The sequence below is a fragment of the Nonomuraea sp. NBC_00507 genome (genome assembly GCF_036013525.1).
Lineage (GTDB): Bacteria > Actinomycetota > Actinomycetes > Streptosporangiales > Streptosporangiaceae > Nonomuraea.
Window position 1 is genome coordinate 8562200 of record NZ_CP107853.1, and the last position, 18781, is coordinate 8580980.

Genomic DNA, 18781 nt, shown 5'->3' on the forward strand with positions numbered 1-18781 from the left:
CAGCAGATGTTCCGCCTTGACTCCAAGTGGGCAAGAATGATTCTTGTACTATCCGACGTAGGAGGTACGGCCATGCGCGGTCTCGCCTTGGTTGCGGCCGGCATTGCCGCGTTGATTCTCTCCTTCTCCGATCCCGCCCTGGCGCATGATCATCCGAGCGGCATCAGTGACCTGGTGACCCCTGCGGTGGTCCGGATCGAAGCCACCGCTCGCATAGAGATCGCATTGATCGACGAGTCCAGCGGAGCGCGTCAAGTCGAGCGCAGCTACGACGTGGAGATCGGCTCGGGCAGTGGCATAGTGGTCAATCCCGATGGTGCGATCGTGACGCTCACGAGAGTGGTCAAGAGTGACCGGAACCTCGCCGTCTACGCAGCCAATAGGATCTTCGCCGAGTTTTACAAGCTGAACATTCCTGCCGACTTCGCCAAGCACACCGTAACGAACGATCGGCTCAATCGGCAGCTCCAGCGGTGTTATTCGTTGGACAGCGAGTCGGCGACGTGCGACCTCGACTTAGCAACCTCTGCGACCGTATTTCTGAACACGGTGCCACCGGATACGCAGGGGGTCAGGGCCAAGATCGTCCTGGCCACAACGCCCGACAGCCCTGCGGTTCTCGTGCCAGTCGGCGGGACCGGAGGCGGCGAGCTCCCCACGGCGCCGCTGGCGGCCCAGGTTCCACGCCAGGAAGGCTCGCCCGTGAGCGTCGCCGGTCTCCTGGGCCGTCCATCCACGAGCAGCGGCGACCATGTCGAAATCGCGCACCTCGGCAAGCCCGGCACCGGCGAGACGGGACGAGGCTTCGCTGACCCGCAGCAGAAGGTCGACGAGCCGTCCAAGCTGGGCGAGCTGGTCGACAGGGGCCTCCTCGGCGGACCAGTGATCGGCGACAAGAACGGACACGTCATCGGCCTCCTGACCGGAGGCGACGGGGACGCGAGAATGATCGGCGTCCGTGAGATCACCTCCGCTCTCCAGAAGGCGGAGATCATCCCACGCCGAGGTCCCGTCGACGCAGCCTTCGAAGCGGCGTTGACACGCTTCCACACTCAGTACTACGGCTTGGCGGTACCGGGATTCCAGCGTGTCCTGTCCCTCTCGCCGGGGCACGTCATGGCAGCCGAGCACCTCAAAACAGCGCTGGCCAAGCGGGGTGGCGTCGAAGACAGGGGTGCAGCAGGGAGCGAACCAGCAAGGGGAACGCCATTGTGGCCGTCGGTCGCGGCGGCCGCGCTCGTCGCCGTGGCACTGGGTGGTGCGGTGCTTCTATGGGCCCGCCGCACAAGAAACTTGCGGGGGCAGGCCCCGCCGTCTCTGCCGTTGCCCTCAACGCAGCCGCCTTTGGACGAGGGCCCGAGCGCGACGGTCTCCGTTCCGCGACCGCACGCGCTTCCCTTCCCCGCGCCGATAGAGATGATTCGAGACCACAGCGGGGGCGATAGGTCCTCGGCGAAGTATTGCACCGCCTGTGGCATGCAGATTGATCAGAGCCACAGATTCTGCGGCCATTGCGGTCATCGGCGCGAGGCCTGACCTAGGCGAAGGGTTGGACACCGAGCATGTCACGGGCCAGTGTCCATCGACGGTCGGCCACCGGGCTCTTGTGCGAGGGGGCTCTCTGAACGTGTGTGCCTTCGCCGCCACAACCAGATCCCCATGGTCTGCCCAAGGAGGACCGCGACGACGGTGAACATGAGCACGAGCGTGAACGGGGATGTCATCCGCAACAGCGCCCCGTAGAAGAACGCGTGCAAGACGACCAACGCGAACAACGCATAGTTCAGGCGCTGCAGGTTCTTCCAACGTCTGGCTTTCAGTTCCCGCAGGGAGCGGTCGTTGGACAGCGTGAGCAGCCCCACCACGATCACCAGCGCGGCCAGCCCGACCCAGTTTCCCAGGCCGAAACTATTGGTCTTCGGCGTGCCGGTGGCAGAGAAGAAGTAGTTGACGAAGTTGAAGAAATTGTCGGCGTTGCCGTGAGCCTTGAGCCCCACGATCACGTGGGCGAGGCTGGCGATCACCGCCCATATCCCTGTGTCGCGCGCCAGCGAGGTGGAAACGGGAGTCCGCCTGCGGAGCAGGAGGTTGGCCGGACCGACGAGGAGCGTGAGCCCGAGGAACACGGTGGCGACATAGCCGGTGGCAAGGGTGAACTGCGCTTCGAACGTGCGACCGCCACCGCCGCCCCCGTGCGCCCCGTACGGGGCGACCGCCGGCAACGGGGACGGGGACCCCATGTCCAGCAACGCGAAACCCCCGTTGGTGAAGGGCGGGACGCCCATGAACAGAACAAAGAGCACGGTGCCCACGAGAGCGAGTGGCACGTGGTGGAAGAGGAGGCGACGATGCCAGTCGCGGCCGGTGCCCAGCGGGGGGCCTAGCTGGTGCGGTGATCGGGTGGCAGGTTGCATGCTCGGCCTCACTCCTCTCAATGGGCGCCCGCGGGCGGCCGATGCCCGGCCCCGGGCCCGGGCTGTTCCTGGTTCTGGCGCTGTACCGGTGCGTGTTTGTCCGGCCCTGCCCCACCGCCGATCCCCGCGGCGCCCGCGAGCACCGCGCTGACGACCACCCCGATCAGGACAAGGACGATGGTCCCGGGCGCCCGTACCCAGATTGGTACGCCGGTTGTCGAACCGCGCTCAGCCATGTGCACGCCCCTTTCTCGGTCGGCGCCAGTCCAGCAAGAGGGGCGTTAGGGCGGTGCTAGGGGATTCCCTAACCGGCTCCTAACACGGTGGGCGGGACGATGGCGGCGTGCGCGTACTGGTGGTGGAAGACGAACGACTGCTGGCCGACGCGATCGCCGCTGGGCTTCGCAACCACGCCATGGCCGTCGACGTGGCTTACAACGGCGACGCCGCGCTGGAGCGCCTGGCGGTCAACGACTACGACGTCGTCGTGCTGGACCGTGATCTGCCCCGCCTCTCTGGCGATCAGGTGTGCACTACTCTCGTGGACTCGGGGACCGATGCCCGGATCCTGATGCTCACCGCCGCCACCGCCGTCAGCGAACGGGTGCGCGGGCTCGGCCTGGGCGCCGACGACTATCTCACCAAACCGTTCGACTTCACCGAGCTGCTCGCCCGCATCCACGCCCTCGGCAGGCGGGCCCGACCTCCTGCCCCGCCGGTGCTCGAACGCGCCGGCATCCGCCTCGACTGGCACCGCCGCACCGTGACCCGCGACGGCAAGCCCGTCACACTGTCCCGCAAGGAGTTCGCCGTCCTGGCCGAACTGCTGCGCGCCGACGGCGGCGTGGTCTCCGCCGAGCAATTGCTGGAGAAGGCATGGGACGAGCACACCGATCCATTCACCGGCGTGGTCAGGTTCACCATCATGATGGTGCGCCGCAAACTGGCCGACCCGCCGATCATCGACACCGTCCCCGGGGCCGGATACCGCATCCCATGACCACGGTCCGGACCCGGCTCACCCTGCTGTACGCCGGCGCCTTCGTCCTCGCCGGCGTGGTGCTCATCGCCCTGATGTACGTCTACTTCGGGCACGCGCTCGGCCAGCATGCGGCCACCCGAGCCGCCATCGCCGAAAGGCTCACCACAGACTTCCTGAACCAACCCACCGCCCACGCCGGCACCGGGCAACTGCACGAAGCGCTCAAAGCCCAGTTCCAGCAGGACCGCAACGACACGCTGCGATCGCTGCTCATCTGGGCGATGGCCTCGCTCGGCATCGTCGGCCTCGGCGCGGGCGGACTCGGCTGGCTACTGGCCGGCCGGGCGCTGCACCCCCTGCAGCAGATCACCGCAACCGCCCGCCGCGTCGCCGACCGCAGCCTGCACGAACGCATCGCCCTCCAAGGGCCCGAGGACGAGATCAAGAACCTCGCCGACACCTTCGACGCCATGCTCGAACGGCTGGACCGCTCCTTCGACGGTCAGCGGAGCTTCGTCGCCAACGCCTCCCACGAGCTGCGCACCCCGCTGACGATCAACCGCACCCTGATCCAGGTCGCCCTCGACAACCCCGACGCTCCGCGGGCCACCCGCGAACTCGGCACCGCGTTGCTCGAGGTCAACCAGCGCCACGAACGCCTCATCGACGGACTCCTCATCCTGGCCACCAGCGACCAGCAGCTCACCGAGCACCAGCCCGTCGACCTCGCCGACGTCGCCCGTCGCGTCGCCGCCGTCTCCGGCGACGCGGCACGCAGCGCCGGGGTCGAGATCCGCACCACCACCACAACGCCCGCCCTCACGGCCGGCGATCCTGTGCTGCTGGAGCGGCTCGTGCAGAACCTGCTCGACAACGCCATCCGCTACAACCTCGACCGGCACGGCTGGGTCTCCGTCACCACCGGCATCAGCGACGGGCACGCCTGCCTCACCGTCGACAACACCGGCCCTACTGTGCCCGGCGACGAGATCGGCGGGCTGTTCGAGCCATTTCGCCGGCTGGCCTCGACCGACCGGCTCACCGACTCGGCCTCGGCCGTGCCCGGCCGCGGCGCCGGCCTGGGCCTGTCCATCGTGCGCTCAGTCGCCCACGCCCACCACGGCAACGTCCACGCCCGCCCCCGCGCGGACGGCGGCCTCACCGTCCATGTCCGTATCCCTGCCAGCGACCACACCACCGTGGCAGGCCAGGGCGGCTATCCGATCCAGGCGATGTAGAGCGCGTCCAGCACGAGGACCGCGCCGGTCAGCAAGGCAACCAGCGAGCCGTCCAGGGAGGGCCGACCTGGTTCGGCAGCGCAGCATCGCCTGTCTGATCAACACGTACAGCGCAACCGAGGTAATGCAACGCGCCATCGAGGGGACCGATCGGGAGCACCACCCAGAGCATGCCCATCCCGGCGAGCAGCGCGAGCGCGGACTCCATCAGTTGAGGGCGCGCGGCCGCCAGCCGTCTATCCGACGGCTGCATACAAAAAGGGCCACGGCGGGATCCCGCCGTGGCCCATGCGCTCATCCTCCTGTGTAGCGGAAGATCCAGAGCCCGCTGTCCCTGTCACTGCCGAAGATGTACATCTTGTTCTTGATCTTCGCGGCTTCGACGCCCCAGAAGTTGTTGCCGTTGGCGTCGATGTATCTGCCGACTTCCTTGATCCCCCACGGGCCCACCTTGATCACGCGGATGCCTCCGGCGTAGTAGGACAGGTAGGCCAGATCGCTACGCTCCGGGTCGGTGGCGACCTCGTGCACACTCAGGTCGCCGAAGCCGGTGGCGTACGCGGGATCGATGCCCTCCTTGATCGCATAGTTGTCGATCTCCCTGAGAGTGCGCGCGTCGAGCAGGTGCACGGTCCCCCAGCCGTCGAACGTGGTCGTCGCCTTGACGCCCGCGCCGATCGTGCCGAGGGCCGGCATGTCGGAGCCTTCCGGCGCGGAGGCGTACTCCGGCGAGTCGTCGAAGAGCAGGTGACCGGCCCGGTGGCCGATGCACACGGCGGACGCGGTGATCGTGAAGTCATGCCCCTGGGCACCACAGAAGTAGCCGTCCGCGAACCGCCCGGCACTGGTGGCGACGTGACTCTGGATGACGATCACCTTGTCGTAGCCCGCCAACTGCCCGGACTCGACCTTGATGGAGAAGAAGCAGGCCCCGCGGGTGAAGACCACGACGTCCGCTCCCGTGCTGGCCTTGCTCGGCACCTCGGCCCGGTCACTGACGCCGTTGCCGTCGACGTCCTCCACGCAGCCGGTCCCGCCCCAGACGGTCTTGGCCCCTTCGAAGGTCTTGGTGGGCAGGCTGCTGATGGGCACGGTCCAGTCGAACTCCCCTGCGCCGTACGTCCCGGCGTTGGCACCAGAGGTGACCTGGAAGGAGGTCCTGCTGGGGCTGAAGTCCTCGTCCGTGCCGACGATGAACCTGTTGTCCCTCGTCCACTCGGCCTGGTGCCCGTTACCCTCGGGCGGGCTGAAACCAAGCAAGTTCTCCGGGTCCGGGTAGCGGGAGTCGGTGACGTAGACGGGGTTGGCCGGATCGTCCAGGTTGAGGATGACCCATCCGGCGTCCCAGTAGGAGATCAGGCCGTACCAGTGCCCGCGGATCTGCTTGACCTGGAAGTCGTGGTTGAAGACTGTCTGGCCGTTGCCGCCCACCTCGGCGTTGGGCCAGTCGGCGATGCTGGTCTCGGCGATCAGTACCGGGTTCGCCGGGTCGGTGATCTCCATGATGTCCACATCGCCAACCGACTGCTCCAGGTCGTCGGACATCATCGCGAACGCCCGCTCGCCCGCCTGCCAGGCGAAGACGCTGTGCTCGTCGTTCGCCACCGTCTGCGTGCCGTCGTTGAAGTCGCCCTTGCCGATGGCCAGCGGGACGATGTTCTTCGGATCCGTCACGTTGTAAATCGACATGCCGCCGACGGCTTCGGGCGCGTCCGAGCAGATCTCATTGTTGGTGACCAGGATGTCGCCCTTGAACTTCGCCGTCTTCACCTTGATGACCTGCATTCCCTCACCGGGGTACGACCCGTTGGGGAAGGCGGTGAAGGACAGTTCCTTGGGCGCGTTGGGGTTGGAGACGTCCACCGTGTAGAAGCCGCCGCTGCCGCAGGGGTCGGTGTTCAACCGGCGGGCGGCCAGATAGGCGTAGTTTCCGAAGACGGCGACATCCGCGATGTGACCGGGACGGTTCTCGCCAGTGGCGCCGCTCACGTCGAGCTTGCCCACGAGTTGCACGTTCTTCTTCGTACCGGGGAGATGCCCCTCAGTACCGCCGTGCTGGTGATCATTGCCGGCGATCTCGGGATCCGTGGCTTCAGCTCTCAGGCTGGGGCTCGGGGTAGGGGGTTGAGGGCTCGCGATCCCGACGCCGCTCATGGCTAAGGTCAGGGTCATGACGGCCGGGACTACCAATAAGCCTCTTCGCATGCTGCTGGACCTCTTCGTCTCGTCTGCAGGGGACACGAGTGGCATGTGCGCACACTGATCGGACGGTACGTCCTACAACATGTAGGAGGAAGAGGCGTGCCCGGATCTGGCCAGATCATTTCATGACAGCCAATACCGCATAGGGGTCCGGTCCCTAACAGGACAGTTGCCCGATCACGGCGGCCCATGGCGGTAAACGTCGAATATTGACATCTCCTACAGCGCGTCGGACACTTTGCAGGTTTCACCGACGAAGGGCGTATCCCAGGCGTTGACTCCCACAGGAGCGTGCCCATGCGAATCCCGTCCCGATTACCGCTGCTCCTCGCCATCACCGCAGGTTTGGTCCTCCTGCTGCCGCAGGCCGCCGTGGCCGATCACATCGACGCCGCGAGCACGTTCACCACCAGCAAGAACATGCACGCCATCGGCCTCTCCTCGAGGGCGAACACGATCAACCCGTTCACCGCCAACTCCGACCTCGCCTTCTGGCGGAACCGCGCCTACCAGGGGCATTACGGCGGCTTCCGCACCCTCGACATCAGCAACCCGACCCGCCCCAAAGAGGTCGTCTTCCAGGAATGCCGCGGCGACCAAGGCGACATCGTCGTCTGGGACAAGATCCTGATCCGCTCATGGAACTCCCCGGCGCCCGCAGGAGCGACCTGTGACGGCCAACCGGTGGCCGAGGGCTTCGAGGGTGTCCACGTCTTCGATCTCACCAACGAAAAGGATCCGGCGCTCGTCGGCTCGGTGGAGACCGAGTGCGGCTCGCACACCGCCACCATCGCGCCAGACCTCCGCAGCCGCCGCCTGATCGTCTACAGCAATGTCTCCAGCGGCTGCGACGCGATCGACGTCATCGAGGTACCGCTCGCCAACCCGGCCGGCGCCCGCCTGCTGCGCACCGAACCGCTCGATGGCCCGTTCACGACCGGCGTCGCACCAGGCTGTCACGACATGGGCGTGATCCAGGGCTCAGCAAACCTGGCCGCCTGCGCCAGCGCCGATGGGACCAACGTGTTCGACATCGGCGACAACGCCTGGCCCGGCGGCAGCGTGGAAGACCCGGCATTCCTCTACACGATCAGGGAGCCGGGAGTCGGCGATCTGACGCAGGGCTCCGGCCGATGGCACTCAGCCTCCTTCACCTGGGACGGCAAGGTGATCATCCTTGGCTGGGAGCCCGCCGGTGGAGGTGGTCCAAGATGCACGGCGACAGGCACCGTGCTGCCCGGTGGCGTCCTCCAGACCGACACACACAAGTCGCTGTTCTTCTACGACGCGGCAAATGGCGCCAAGCTCGGCCAGTGGGTGCTGCCGCGTGCCCAGACCGTGGAGGAGAACTGCACGCTGCACAACTACAACGTGATCCCGCTGAACCACCGGTACGTCCTTGTCAGCGGTAACTACCAGTCCGGGATCAGCGTCCTGGACTTCACCGACCCGGCCAAGGCCAAGGAGATCGCCTACGCCGACCCGGCGCCGCTCGTGCCGACGCAGCTCGCCGGCGACTGGTCGACGTACTGGTACAACGGGTTGATCTACGAGTCTGACATCACGCGGGGCCTGCTGGTCTGGTCGTTGTTCGACGTACGTGCGCTCGGGCGCCCGCAGCACCACCTCAACCCGCAGACCCAGGAGACGACCCTCCGTTGACCGCGCCGCGCCCGGCCGTAGCTGCTAGGGATCTGATACGGCCGGCGCGACGCTCCCCACTGACCCACCCTTGTCATGGGAGCCACCATGCGCCCGAGAACCCGCATCCTCCCCCTGCTCGCCTGCCTCCTCATCGCCTCACCAGGCTGGACGGTTGCCGACCCCGATCCGCATGACGGCAAGAGCCACGGCTGGCAACCGGCGGCACCACAGCAAGCACAGGCCCTTGCCGCCACCCCCTGCGTCGGCGGCTCAGCGGCCGGCTACCCCTGCAACAAAGTCGACCTGATGGCCCAGCTGCCGCTGAACACGATCGGCGGCGGCAGCGGCAACGACATCTGGGGCTGGACCGACCCTCAGACCGGCCGCGAGTACGCGCTGGTCGGCAGGTCCAGTGGCACGTCCTTCGTCGACGTCACCAACCCTGCCGCGCCCGTCTACCTGGGCAACCTGCCCACCGCCACGGTCAACTCCAGCTGGCGCGACATCGAGGTCCACAACAACCACGCCTACATCGTCTCCGAGGCGTCCGGCCACGGGCTCCAGGTCTTCAACCTCACCCGGCTGCGCAACGTCACCAGCCCTCCGGTCACGTTCACCGCCGACGCCCGCAACACCTCCTTCAGCACCGCCCACACCATCACGATCAACACCCAGACCGGCTTCGCCTACGTCAACGGCTCCAACACCTGCTCGGGCGGGCCGCGCATGTTCAATCTCGCCACCCCAGCCAATCCGGTCTTCGCCGGCTGCGTCAGCGCCGACGGCTACACCCACGACTCACAGGCCGTGATCTACAACGGGCCCGACACCCGCTACACCGGCAGGGAAATCCTCCTGAACTCCAACGAGGACACTCTGACGATCTTCGACGTGACCACCAAGTCGGCCCCCGTCCAGCTCTCCCGCACGACCTACAGCGGCCGCGGCTACACCCACCAGGGCTGGCTCACTGAAGACCACCGCTACTTCTTCCTCAACGACGAGACCGACGAGCAGAACTTCGGCCACAACACCCGCACCCGCGTCTTCAGCATGGCCAACCTGACCAGCGTCTCGCTGCTCGGCTTCTACTCCGGCCCGACCGCCGCCATCGACCACAACCTCTACATCAAGGGCAAGTACGTCTACGAGTCCAACTACACCGCCGGCCTGCGCATCCTCGACAGCACCAACGCCGCCAACCCCGCCACGATCACCGAGGCCGCGTTCTTCGACGTGCACCCGGCCAACAACAACGCCACGTTCAACGGCACCTGGGCGAACTACCCGTTCTTCAACAGCGGCACCGTGATCGTCAACAGCATCGAACGCGGCCTGTTCGTCCTCAAGCCGAACCTCGACGGCCCGCCTCCCGTCACCGTCTACTCCGACGACTTCGAGTCGGCGACCGGCTGGACCCCCAACCCTGCGGGCTCGGACACCGCGACCGCGGGCCAGTGGGAGCGAGGCGACCCCGAGGCGACCAGCTCCGGCGGCACGTCACTGCAGCAAGGCACGACCGTGAGCGGCGCAAACGACCTCGTGACAGGACGGCTTGCCGGATCGAGCGCGGGCACGGGCGACATCGACGGCGGAACGACCAGCATCCAATCCCCCGCCATCACGCTCCCCGCCTCGGGACCGCTCACCCTGTCCTTCTCGTACTCCTTCGCGCATCTGAACAACGCCAGCTCGGCCGACTTCTTCCGCGTCAGGATCGTCGCAGCCGCCACCAGCACGGTCTTCCAGCAGACGGGCGCGGCGAGTGCCCGCTCAGGCGCATGGACCTCAGGTTCCGCAGATCTGTCGAGCTTCGCCGGTCAGACGATCAGGATCCTGATCGAGGCGGGTGACGCGGCGGGCGGCAGCCTGGTCGAGGCCGCCGTGGACGATGTAAGGATCACTCAATAGGAACGCGAGGTGTGCCGGCGCGGGTCCGTGTGCTAGATCATGCCGCGCCAACACACCTACTACGAAGAATAAGTGCTCCCTTACCAGTCTCAGAACCCAGGGGTGCGCTGAGACCTACGCACGTTCGTCCCTCGGGATGGATCGGTCGTCCCCGCGGGTCCATACCGCGATCGTGCGGAGCTCTTCGCGGGTGAACGGCTCGCCGCGCAGCGAGCTGCCCTCTGCCCGTACGAGCACTCGATAGAGGCCGGCCACGGGGGTGGGTACGGTCCCGGCGAACTCGCCGTCCGCCACTTCGGGCAACGGCATCCGGTGCGGCTTGGCGGCGGGCCCGCTGACCACGGCGCTGACCGAAGCCGTGTGCGCGAGCGGGATCCCGGCCTCCGCCAGCGACACGGTGAGCTGCGCGTCGCCGCCGGGGCGGCGCGAGGACTGCTTGACGGTGATCGCCATCCGGATGGCCGAGCGAGCCTGGACGGCCAGCGTGTAGGGCAGGCCGTGCGTCTTGATCCGGTTGATCGTCTCGAAGTCCCTGCGTTCCTCCAGCTCATTGATGATCCGCTTCAGTTCGTCCGGATCGATGGACAGATGCGCCTTCCACTCCCCGCCGACCGGCCCCGGCAGTGCCGGGCTGGGCAGGGCCAGCCGGAGCACGCGGTGGTTGGCCGTGGCGGCGAGCTGGGCGCCGTTGGTGTCGTCGATGCGGGTACGGTCGGGCGCTTCGAGCGCCACTTTCAACGCGCGGGCGAACGGGGTGAGCACGATCACGTCGCTGCGGCTGTCGGCCTCGGTGAGCGGGTACGGCTCCACGGCCGTCCCGCCGATCGGGACGAAGCCGTCCGGATCGACGATGATCTGGGAGTTCGTCATGCCCGCGATGATCTGGGCGTAGTACTTCTGCAGCCGGATCTGGTCGTCGGCGCCCGCCTGCCCGGTGAGCAGCAGGTACCCGCCCGTGCTGTCGACCAGGTCACCCAGTGCGGCGGGATTGAGCTGCTCGGCCGTGCCGAGACCGACGGCGAACACCCGTGCGGTGATCAGCGGCGCGACGTCGGCGATGAACTTCGGCGCCGTCTCGAACCCGTCGGTGAACACCACGGTGGCCTGCGAGCTGAACCCGGAGGTCACCCCGAGCTGCGTGGCGGCCGCCTCCAGGCCGTCGCCGATCGAGGTGAGACCGTTGGGGTCGGTGACGTGGTTGGAGATCGCGTTCAATGCGTTCGTCCTGCCCAGGCCGCCGATCGTGCCGCCCGCCACCTCGACGGGCATGGCCTCGGCGGCGTCGGTGTCGAACTGGATCACGCCCACCGCGTCGTCGTCGCCGAGCAGGTGCACGAACAGCGGCGCGGAGTTGCGCAGCACCTCGATCCGCTTGAGCCCGGCGACGCCGGACGGCGCGTCCATGCTGCCGGAACGGTCCAAGACCATGGACGAGGCCACGGTCGGCTTGGCGATGACGTTGGCCTCGATCGGGATGCTGAAGGTGTCGCCGGTCTCGGCAACGTTGACCTCCAGCGTCCCGGACGCGGACGAGCCCGCCGTCCCCGGGTTGAACAGCACCCACACGAAGACGTCGTGCGCCACGTAGGCCTGCGGGTCCGGTGTCACCACGGTGGATTGAAGCAGGGTGACGGCCGGGTCACCCTTGACCGCGGCCTGGCAGGTGACCGGGCGGCAGCCGCGTACCCGAAGGCGCAACGCGCGGGCCGTCTGCTCGCCCTCGGCCACGTCCAGGAACCGCAGCGGAATGCCGGGAGCCGGGGCGATCTGCGTGACGGTCACCGGCAGCGAGTCGTAGCACGGCGGGGCGACCACGGAGGCGTGGCGGCAGTTCTTCACCTCGATGTCGGTGGAGCCGCTGGTCCACGGCGGGATCGGCGACCCGAACTCGACCGTGCCGTCCCACGGCTGCAGGTTGTGCAGGATGCCTTCCGACCCGGTCGAGTTCGTCTCGTTCCCGTAGACCTGTGCCTGATCCAGCCGCCATTCCTGGCCCGGCCGGGTCTGCCACATCGCGAACAGCCGGTCGACGTTGGAGTGCAGCAGGAAGACGAACGGGTCCTCGAAGGATGCGTGGGGGTTGAAGATGTTGCTCCCCGGCCCGAAGAACGTGTGTGCGGTGTTGTGCGAGCTCTCCAGCGCGGCCCGGAAGCTGGGCCACTGCTGTCCCTGGGGCAGCGTGTCGCTGCCGGTGATGATCGTGGCGTCGGGACTCACCCCTGGCGCTCCGGGTGCACAGAACCGCTTGATCGCCGGGGGTGGGTCGGCGGGATTGCCCGTCTGGTCGCGGCTCCCCGCGAGCTGGTCACCGTTGTGGAGCGGCGCCAGCACGCCCTGCACCAGGCCGCTCGCCGTACCGAAGAAGTCGTCTGTCGTCAGGTCCACCGTGCCGCCGTTGCCGTCGTCGGCGGCGCGCGGGTCCTGGGTCCAGTCCCAGTAGTGCAGCGCCACGTCCGGGTCCACCTGTTGCAGGAGGCGTTCGTAGCGATTGCACAGCTCCCGGTGCCACGGGATGAACGACGGCCCTCCGTGGTTGTGGGTGCCCTGATGGATCTGGTCCTGCTTGTCCCAGTACGACACGCCGTCGGCATACGAAAGGAGATCCGCCTTCCGCACCGCCGCCACGAAGGCGTCGCGCTCGGCCTTGGTGAGATGCGCGATGTTGCGCCGCATCGGTCTGGCCATGATGGTCCCCCCACCCGGGTTCGGACACTGCTAACAGACCGACGCTACGGGGCAACGCCCTGTTCGGCCCCGGGGCACGACCTAGGGATGTCCCTAGTCGTGCCCGCGAGCCGTACCGCTAGAAGCCGCGCAAGCCGCGCGGTTTGACGATCCACAGGCCGGTGGTCATGTCACTGCCGAGGATCAACCCGTGCCTCCTGTCGACGAACACGCCCACACCTGCGGCGGGACGTCCCCTTCCGCGGGCGGAACGAACTGGCCAAGCTGGCGGGAGACGTCCTGGTCGTTCCGCGACCTGGCCCTGACCGCCTGGCACTCCGGCGGCCTGCAGGCCATCGACATCGCCGACCCCCGCCGTCCGGCCCAGGCTGGCTGGTACTCCCCTACGCCCCTACCGTCCGTCGCCATCGAGGACCCGGCGCTCAACCGCGGCCCCAACAAGGTCACCATGTGGAGTTTCCCGATCGTCCGCAACGGCCTGATCTACGTCGTGGACATCCGCAATGGTCTGTACGTGCTGTCCTACACCGGCCGGCACACCAAGCAGGTCCGTGCCACCCACTAGTACGCTCCTGAGCGAGGTCAGTTCCCGCCGGTCACCCTGACGACGCCCGCGAGATTTCGGGTGTGCACGGGCACGATCTTGACCACGTCCCCCGTCCTGGGAGCCTGGATCATCTTCCCGTCACCCCAGTAGATCGCCGCATGGGAAATGTAACCAGGGTTGGTCGGATCCAGCCGCCAGAAGATCAGGTCTCCTGGCCGTATCTGTGCGAAGGGGACCTGGGGACCGCTGGCGAACTGCTGGTGCGTCACCCTGGGCAGGAGGATCCCGGCGCGTCCGAACGCCCACTGGATCAGCCCGGAGCAGTCGAACGCGTCGGGTCCCTCGGCGCCCCATACATAGGGAGCACCGAGCTTGCTCGCGGCTGCCGCCAGGACCGCGCGGATCCGCTCGTCGGGAAGCGAACTCGGCAACCTCCTAGTTCGCGCAGGCGTGAAAGCGGGCTTGAGGACGACGACTTGAACACCCCGCGGCAGTTTGCGCGACAGGGCATCCTTGAGTCGGGCCGAATCGGCCCGGGGCGCGCTCACCAGCAGGGCGTTCTTCTGCGGGAGCCCCAAGCGCAGAGCCGTGCGCCTAGACACAACCGCGTCGACAATGCCCAGCCCCATGGTGGCCACGGCCCCAATTCGCAGGTTCTGGCCTGCGGCCTGTATCGAGCTGCCGAGCGCGAGCCCGCCATCGGTTTCCAACCCGAAGGAAACCGCGGCGTCGCCGGCGGCGATGCTCTGCCACAGCGAATCCGAACGCGCGGTGGGGCCGGGCGTGTACGAGCGGAACGACGACGGATCGACGCCCATGGTGGCCACATTCCGGCCCGCGATCGTCAATCTCGCAGCGTCGACCTGCTCGACCGCCGTCACTCCCGTCCGCCCGCGAACGCGCGCGACCACCTCGTCGGACAACGTACGTTCCCCGAGCACGAGAAGATGCGCCTCCCGCCGTCGCTTCAGCGGCGCGACCGGTTCGACCACCGGTGCCGCGGTAGGAAGACTCCTGCTCATGGCGGATGGCCGCTTGACCGGTTTCGTGGCGTCGGGAATGGGCTCCATCCCGACGAGGACCACCACACCTGTTGCCAGGACGACGACGATCACTGCCGACAGCAGGTAGATCACCGAGAAGCTACTACGATTCATCGTCTCATCAAGCCGTGCCGACCCTGGTGCGTAGAGCCGAGATGATGTCCCCCTTATCCATTGCTACTACGCAATATAGTGATGATGACCGATATTAGTGGAGGCGCAGGTGTTTGCGCATCCAGCGAGTGACCGGCGGAAGGGCGGCCAGACGAAGTGGCAGATCGCGCTTCAGCAGGTCCAGCCGGTTGGCGGGCGCATGGGAGCCGGTGTTGCGGCGGCCCATGGCCTGTCGTTCTTCGGCTTCGGGGCGCAGTTCGGCCTCCCATTCGCGGAGCGCGGCGGGAACATCGTCGGGGTGGCGGAGCAGCGCCGTGCCCAGGAGTTCGGCGCCTCCGACGGCCAGTGAGGAACCGTAACCGGCGAACAGCGTGACGCACCAGGCGGCGTCGCCGAGCAGCACCACCCGGCCGTCGCTCCACCGGTCGGCGACGATCTGACTGACGCTATCGAAATAGACGCTGTCGGCGGACATGCCCCTGATCAGGTCTGGAGCAGCCCAGGTGACGTCGCGGTAGGCCTCGGTCAGCGCCCGTCGTGGCCCCTTGGCCAGTTCCGCGGCCGGATCCACGACGCCGTAGGTGAAGAAGGCCGCCGTCCGGCCCGGCCCAAGGTTGGCGATCATGAAGATGTGACCGACGCGGGTGACCGTGGTGAAGGCGCGTTCACGTGCCCCGTCGGGCAGGTGGTCCAGCCTCATGGCGGCAACCACATGTCCGAGGTCGCGGCGGAAGCCCTCTTCGGGACCGAAAACGAGCTTGCGTACCGTCGAGTGCAATCCGTCCGCTCCCACCAGCAGGTCGGCATCGAGTACGGTGCCGTCGTCGAGCTCGACGCACACGCTGTCTTGGTTCTGCTTCACCGCGGTGAGCGTGGTGCCGAACCTGATCGCCACCTTGCCCTCCACCGCCTCATAGAGCGCTTCCTCGACGTCGCCCCGCATGAGCGTCAGCCCGCGGTCCCCGAGCAGGGCTTGCACGGCACGGTGCGGGACAGTGAACCGGTGCCGACCGTCGGCCTTCTTGTAGATCATGTCCACGGCGCCGAAATGGCGGTCGCGCAGCGCGGGCAGGACGCCCATGCGCTCGGCGGCGTCGTAGCCGCGGCCGAAGAACGCGACCGCGTATCCACCGCTCCGGCGGGCCGGGGCCCGCTCGATGACCACCGGCTCCCAGCCGATGCGGTAAAGCCGCAGCGCGGCGGCCAGCCCGGCGATACCCGCCCCGACGATGACGGCTCTGTAGGTCATGATCCTTCCCTTCTGTTGTGCAGGACAACGAGTGCAATGACGACGACCACCGCCATGAGCCCGGCGGCGACGCCGAAGCCGAGGCGGTAGCCGGCGACGAGCGCCGTGGCGGACCCCACAGGCCCGTCAGCGGAGGCGCCGACCGCGACGGCGGACAAGACCGCGAGCCCCAGCGCCCCGCCAAGCTGGGCGCTGACGTTGAGCAGCGACGAGGCCACGCCGCTGGAAGAGGGCGGCACCCCCGTCAGCGCGGCCGTGGTGAGCGGGACCACGATCACGCCGAGACCGAGCCCGACGACCAGCAGCGGCGGCATGACGTCCGCCAGAAGCGTGCCGTCGGGCGACAATCGGGTGAACAGCGCCAATCCGAGCGCCGTGACGAGTGCTGCACCGGCGATCACCAGGCGGGTGCCGAAGCGCCTGACCAGCCGTGGGCCGAGTGCAGACGCGGCGATGAGGATCACTGTCAGCGGTACGTAGGCCAGCCCGGTCACCAGCGCGGAGTAGCCCAGCACGCGCTGCATGTAGAGGGTGGCGAAGTAGAACACGGCGAACATCGCGGCGCCCCGCAGGGCCTGGATGATGTTCGCCCCAAGCAGCGATCGGTTGCCGAACAGCCGGAGCGCGACCAGTGGTTCCCTGGCGATGCGCGCCTCCTGGAGCACGAACCAGGCCAGCAGCGCGGCGGCGACGCCGAGCAGGACAAGAGTGCGCGGCGAGGACCAGCCGTTGACGTCGGTCTGCAGGACGGCATAGGCCAGCAGCCCCACACCCGCCGTGGAGGTCAGCGCGCCGAGAAGGTCGAAGCCGCGAGAGGTGCGGGCGGGCTGTTCGCCGTCGCCGAGCAGCCGCCCGGCGACCAGTAGGAGCAGGCCGACCGGCAGGTTGACGAAGAAGATCCACCGCCAGCCCGGCCCGTCGGCGAACAGCCCGCCCGCGATGAGTCCCACGGTGCTCGCGGCCCCGGTCGCGGCGCCCCAGACGGCGAACGCTCGATTCCTGGGCGGCCCTTCGGGAAAGATCAGGGCGATCAGTGCCAGCGTCATCGGGGCGATGAACGCCGCGCCCATGCCTTGGACGGCCCGGGCCGCCACCAGCGCCCATTCGCTCTGCGCGAACCCGGCTGCGGCGGAGGCCGCGGTGAACAGCGCGACCCCGCCGAGCAGCACGCGCCGGTGGCCGTACAGGTCCCCGAGCCGGCCGCCGAGCAGGAGGAACCCGCCGAACACCACCATGTACGCGTTGATCACCCAGGACAGGGCGGCGGCGGAGAATCCGAGGTCGTTCTGGATCGCCGGCAGCGCCACGTTGACGATCGTGACGTCCACGCTGTCCAGCACCTGGGCCAGGCATAACACGCCCAGCGACCACACGTGTCTGCGGGTCCAGACGAATTCGCGCGTCTCCATGGGGCTCCTCACAGCAGAGAATGAGCATATGCTCATTCAGTATGAGCATGTGCTCATTCTCTGTAAATGCTGTTCGGGTAGATTGGCTGGTCATGTCACCGCGTGGCGTTGCGATCCCGGACGTACGACAGCAGCTCTTCGAGGCCGCCGAGCGGGTGCTCATGAGCAAGGGACCTTCGGGTCTGACCGGGCGCGCGATCACCAAGGAGGCCGGGTGCGCCACCGGCCTGCTCTACAAGCACTTCGCGGACCTGGACACGTTCCTGGCCGCGCTCTTCCTGGACCGGGCCGGCCGGGCGAGCGCCGGAATGGCCAGCCTGCCCGGCCTGGCGGGCAGCGGTGACATGGTCGACAACCTTATGAGCGCCATCGAGACGCTGTTCGCCGGCAACCTGCTCGCCCTCGCCGGTCTCGCCATGGCCAGACCGTCCATCATCAGCCACCTGGGCGACGCGCTCGCCGATGGCACACTAGAGATGGACGCCAGCGAACGCGCCTTCGCCGCCTACCTCCGCGCCGAGCAGGAACACGGCCGCGTCCACGCCGACGCCGACGCCGAATCGCTCGCCCTTGCCCTAGTGGGCGCCGCACACCAGCTCCTGCTCACCCGCGGGCCCCATGCACCCGACCTGCGCGACCGCATGCGCCGGACGGCAACAACCTTGATCGCCGGTGTCAGACCAAAGGCGTAGCAGGGAATTGCGACCGAGCCTCCTGAGCGGCCTGGCCAACCTGGCGCCCCCGCGGCACTGATGCTGAACGAGCACCGCGCAGACCACATGCGGCACGCACCGCCTAGGGCTGCCGGCTGCACGGCCATACGAGCCGGTGTACAAATCGGCGTGCTCGAAGACCTCCGCTCGCGCCAGTGACGTGGCCTACCTCCACACTTAACTCGTACAATACTGTTCAGCTTTCCAGTCGGCTTCGCGCCGGGCACGCCAGCCTTCATGCACGGCGTCCTCAGCGATGCTCCAGGCGGCGATGGCCGCCCACCACTAGATACAGACAGGCATGGTCATCGCCGAGGTACCGCGCCGGGGAGGCCTGCGCGTCCCGCCCTGACCTAGGGGTATGTGCATGAAGAACGTGACGCCTGCTTTGGCGGAGCGGACTCGCGTGGCGTGCAAGTCCCGCGCAAATCAGCTGTCGATCATTCGAGGCCCGCGCCCCGTCGCGGCGCGACCGCGAGTGAGGGGCGCGCCTTTGCAACTCCGTCGAAACCTCTACATCAGGAAGAGCGGCCCGTGAGAGTCATCGCCATCGAAGAGCATTTCGCCTTCGCAGACCTGCACGACCCCGGATACCTTGGCACGGCCAGCCAACATCCGCATCTCGCTGAC

The 18781-nt window shown here is 67.6% G+C and carries 14 protein-coding genes; 7 read left to right on the forward strand and 7 right to left on the reverse strand.

Annotation, left to right across the window (positions count from 1 at the left end; translation table 11 throughout):
- The first annotated feature begins 72 nt into the window (after nt 1-72).
- Entirely contained in the window at nt 73-1536 is a 1464-nt protein-coding gene (locus OHA25_RS41290; RefSeq protein WP_327582344.1) for a zinc ribbon domain-containing protein, read from the forward strand.
- Between the two features lie 29 nt (nt 1537-1565).
- Here OHA25_RS41290 and OHA25_RS41295 read toward each other — a convergent pair whose 3' ends face one another.
- Both OHA25_RS41295 and OHA25_RS41300 read right to left on the reverse strand, forming a co-directional pair.
- Nucleotides 1566-2414, reverse strand: coding sequence for a hypothetical protein (locus OHA25_RS41295; RefSeq protein WP_327582345.1), 849 nt, complete (start codon nt 2412-2414; stop codon nt 1566-1568).
- A 17-nt stretch (nt 2415-2431) separates the two neighbouring features.
- Entirely contained in the window at nt 2432-2650 is a 219-nt protein-coding gene (locus tag OHA25_RS41300) for a hypothetical protein (RefSeq protein ID WP_327582346.1), read from the reverse strand.
- Nucleotides 2651-2757: 107 nt separating this feature from the next.
- On the opposite strand from OHA25_RS41300, the gene OHA25_RS41305 reads away from it, so the two are divergent.
- Both OHA25_RS41305 and OHA25_RS41310 read left to right on the forward strand, forming a co-directional pair.
- Entirely contained in the window at nt 2758-3414 is a 657-nt protein-coding gene (locus OHA25_RS41305) for a response regulator transcription factor (protein ID WP_327582347.1), read from the forward strand.
- Entirely contained in the window at nt 3411-4634 is a 1224-nt protein-coding gene (locus OHA25_RS41310; RefSeq protein WP_327582348.1) for a sensor histidine kinase, read from the forward strand. Before OHA25_RS41305 ends, OHA25_RS41310 begins: the two co-directional genes overlap by 4 nt.
- 294 nt (nt 4635-4928) lie before the next feature.
- On the opposite strand, the gene OHA25_RS41315 is transcribed toward OHA25_RS41310, so the two are convergent.
- On the reverse strand, nt 4929-6638 hold the full coding sequence (locus OHA25_RS41315; protein ID WP_327582349.1) for an LVIVD repeat-containing protein: 1710 nt from the start codon (nt 6636-6638) through the stop codon (nt 4929-4931).
- Between the two features lie 495 nt (nt 6639-7133).
- Between OHA25_RS41315 and OHA25_RS41320 the strand changes: the two genes are divergently transcribed.
- Together OHA25_RS41320 and OHA25_RS41325 are read left to right on the forward strand one after the other, a co-directional pair.
- Nucleotides 7134-8498, forward strand: coding sequence for an LVIVD repeat-containing protein (locus tag OHA25_RS41320; RefSeq protein ID WP_327582350.1), 1365 nt, complete (start codon nt 7134-7136; stop codon nt 8496-8498).
- 87 nt (nt 8499-8585) lie between these two features.
- A complete protein-coding gene (locus OHA25_RS41325; protein WP_327582351.1) occupies nt 8586-10391 on the forward strand; it encodes a choice-of-anchor B family protein in 1806 nt (601 codons plus the stop codon).
- A 114-nt stretch (nt 10392-10505) separates the two neighbouring features.
- Here OHA25_RS41325 and OHA25_RS41330 read toward each other — a convergent pair whose 3' ends face one another.
- A complete protein-coding gene (locus OHA25_RS41330; RefSeq protein ID WP_327582352.1) occupies nt 10506-13076 on the reverse strand; it encodes a tyrosinase family protein in 2571 nt (856 codons plus the stop codon).
- A gap of 190 nt (nt 13077-13266) precedes the next feature.
- On the opposite strand from OHA25_RS41330, the gene OHA25_RS41335 reads away from it, so the two are divergent.
- Complete coding sequence (locus OHA25_RS41335; RefSeq protein WP_327582353.1) at nt 13267-13641, forward strand: hypothetical protein; 375 nt, start codon at nt 13267-13269, stop codon at nt 13639-13641.
- 17 nt (nt 13642-13658) lie between these two features.
- On the opposite strand, the gene OHA25_RS41340 is transcribed toward OHA25_RS41335, so the two are convergent.
- The 3 genes from OHA25_RS41340 to OHA25_RS41350 all read right to left on the reverse strand — a co-directional run bounded on the left by OHA25_RS41340 (nt 13659) and on the right by OHA25_RS41350 (nt 17438).
- Entirely contained in the window at nt 13659-14759 is a 1101-nt protein-coding gene (locus OHA25_RS41340; RefSeq protein WP_327582354.1) for a C40 family peptidase, read from the reverse strand.
- A 115-nt stretch (nt 14760-14874) separates the two neighbouring features.
- Nucleotides 14875-16029 carry an FAD-dependent monooxygenase gene (locus tag OHA25_RS41345; protein WP_327582355.1) on the reverse strand — a complete coding sequence of 385 codons (1155 nt, stop codon included), beginning with the start codon at nt 16027-16029 and terminating at the stop codon, nt 14875-14877.
- Nucleotides 16026-17438 carry an MFS transporter gene (locus tag OHA25_RS41350; protein WP_327582356.1) on the reverse strand — a complete coding sequence of 471 codons (1413 nt, stop codon included), beginning with the start codon at nt 17436-17438 and terminating at the stop codon, nt 16026-16028. The genes OHA25_RS41345 and OHA25_RS41350 overlap by 4 nt, the downstream gene beginning before the upstream one ends.
- A 92-nt stretch (nt 17439-17530) precedes the next feature.
- Here OHA25_RS41350 and OHA25_RS41355 point away from each other — a divergent pair, with 92 nt between their 5' ends.
- Entirely contained in the window at nt 17531-18130 is a 600-nt protein-coding gene (locus OHA25_RS41355; RefSeq protein ID WP_327582357.1) for a TetR/AcrR family transcriptional regulator, read from the forward strand.
- The last annotated feature ends 651 nt before the right edge of the window (nt 18131-18781 follow it).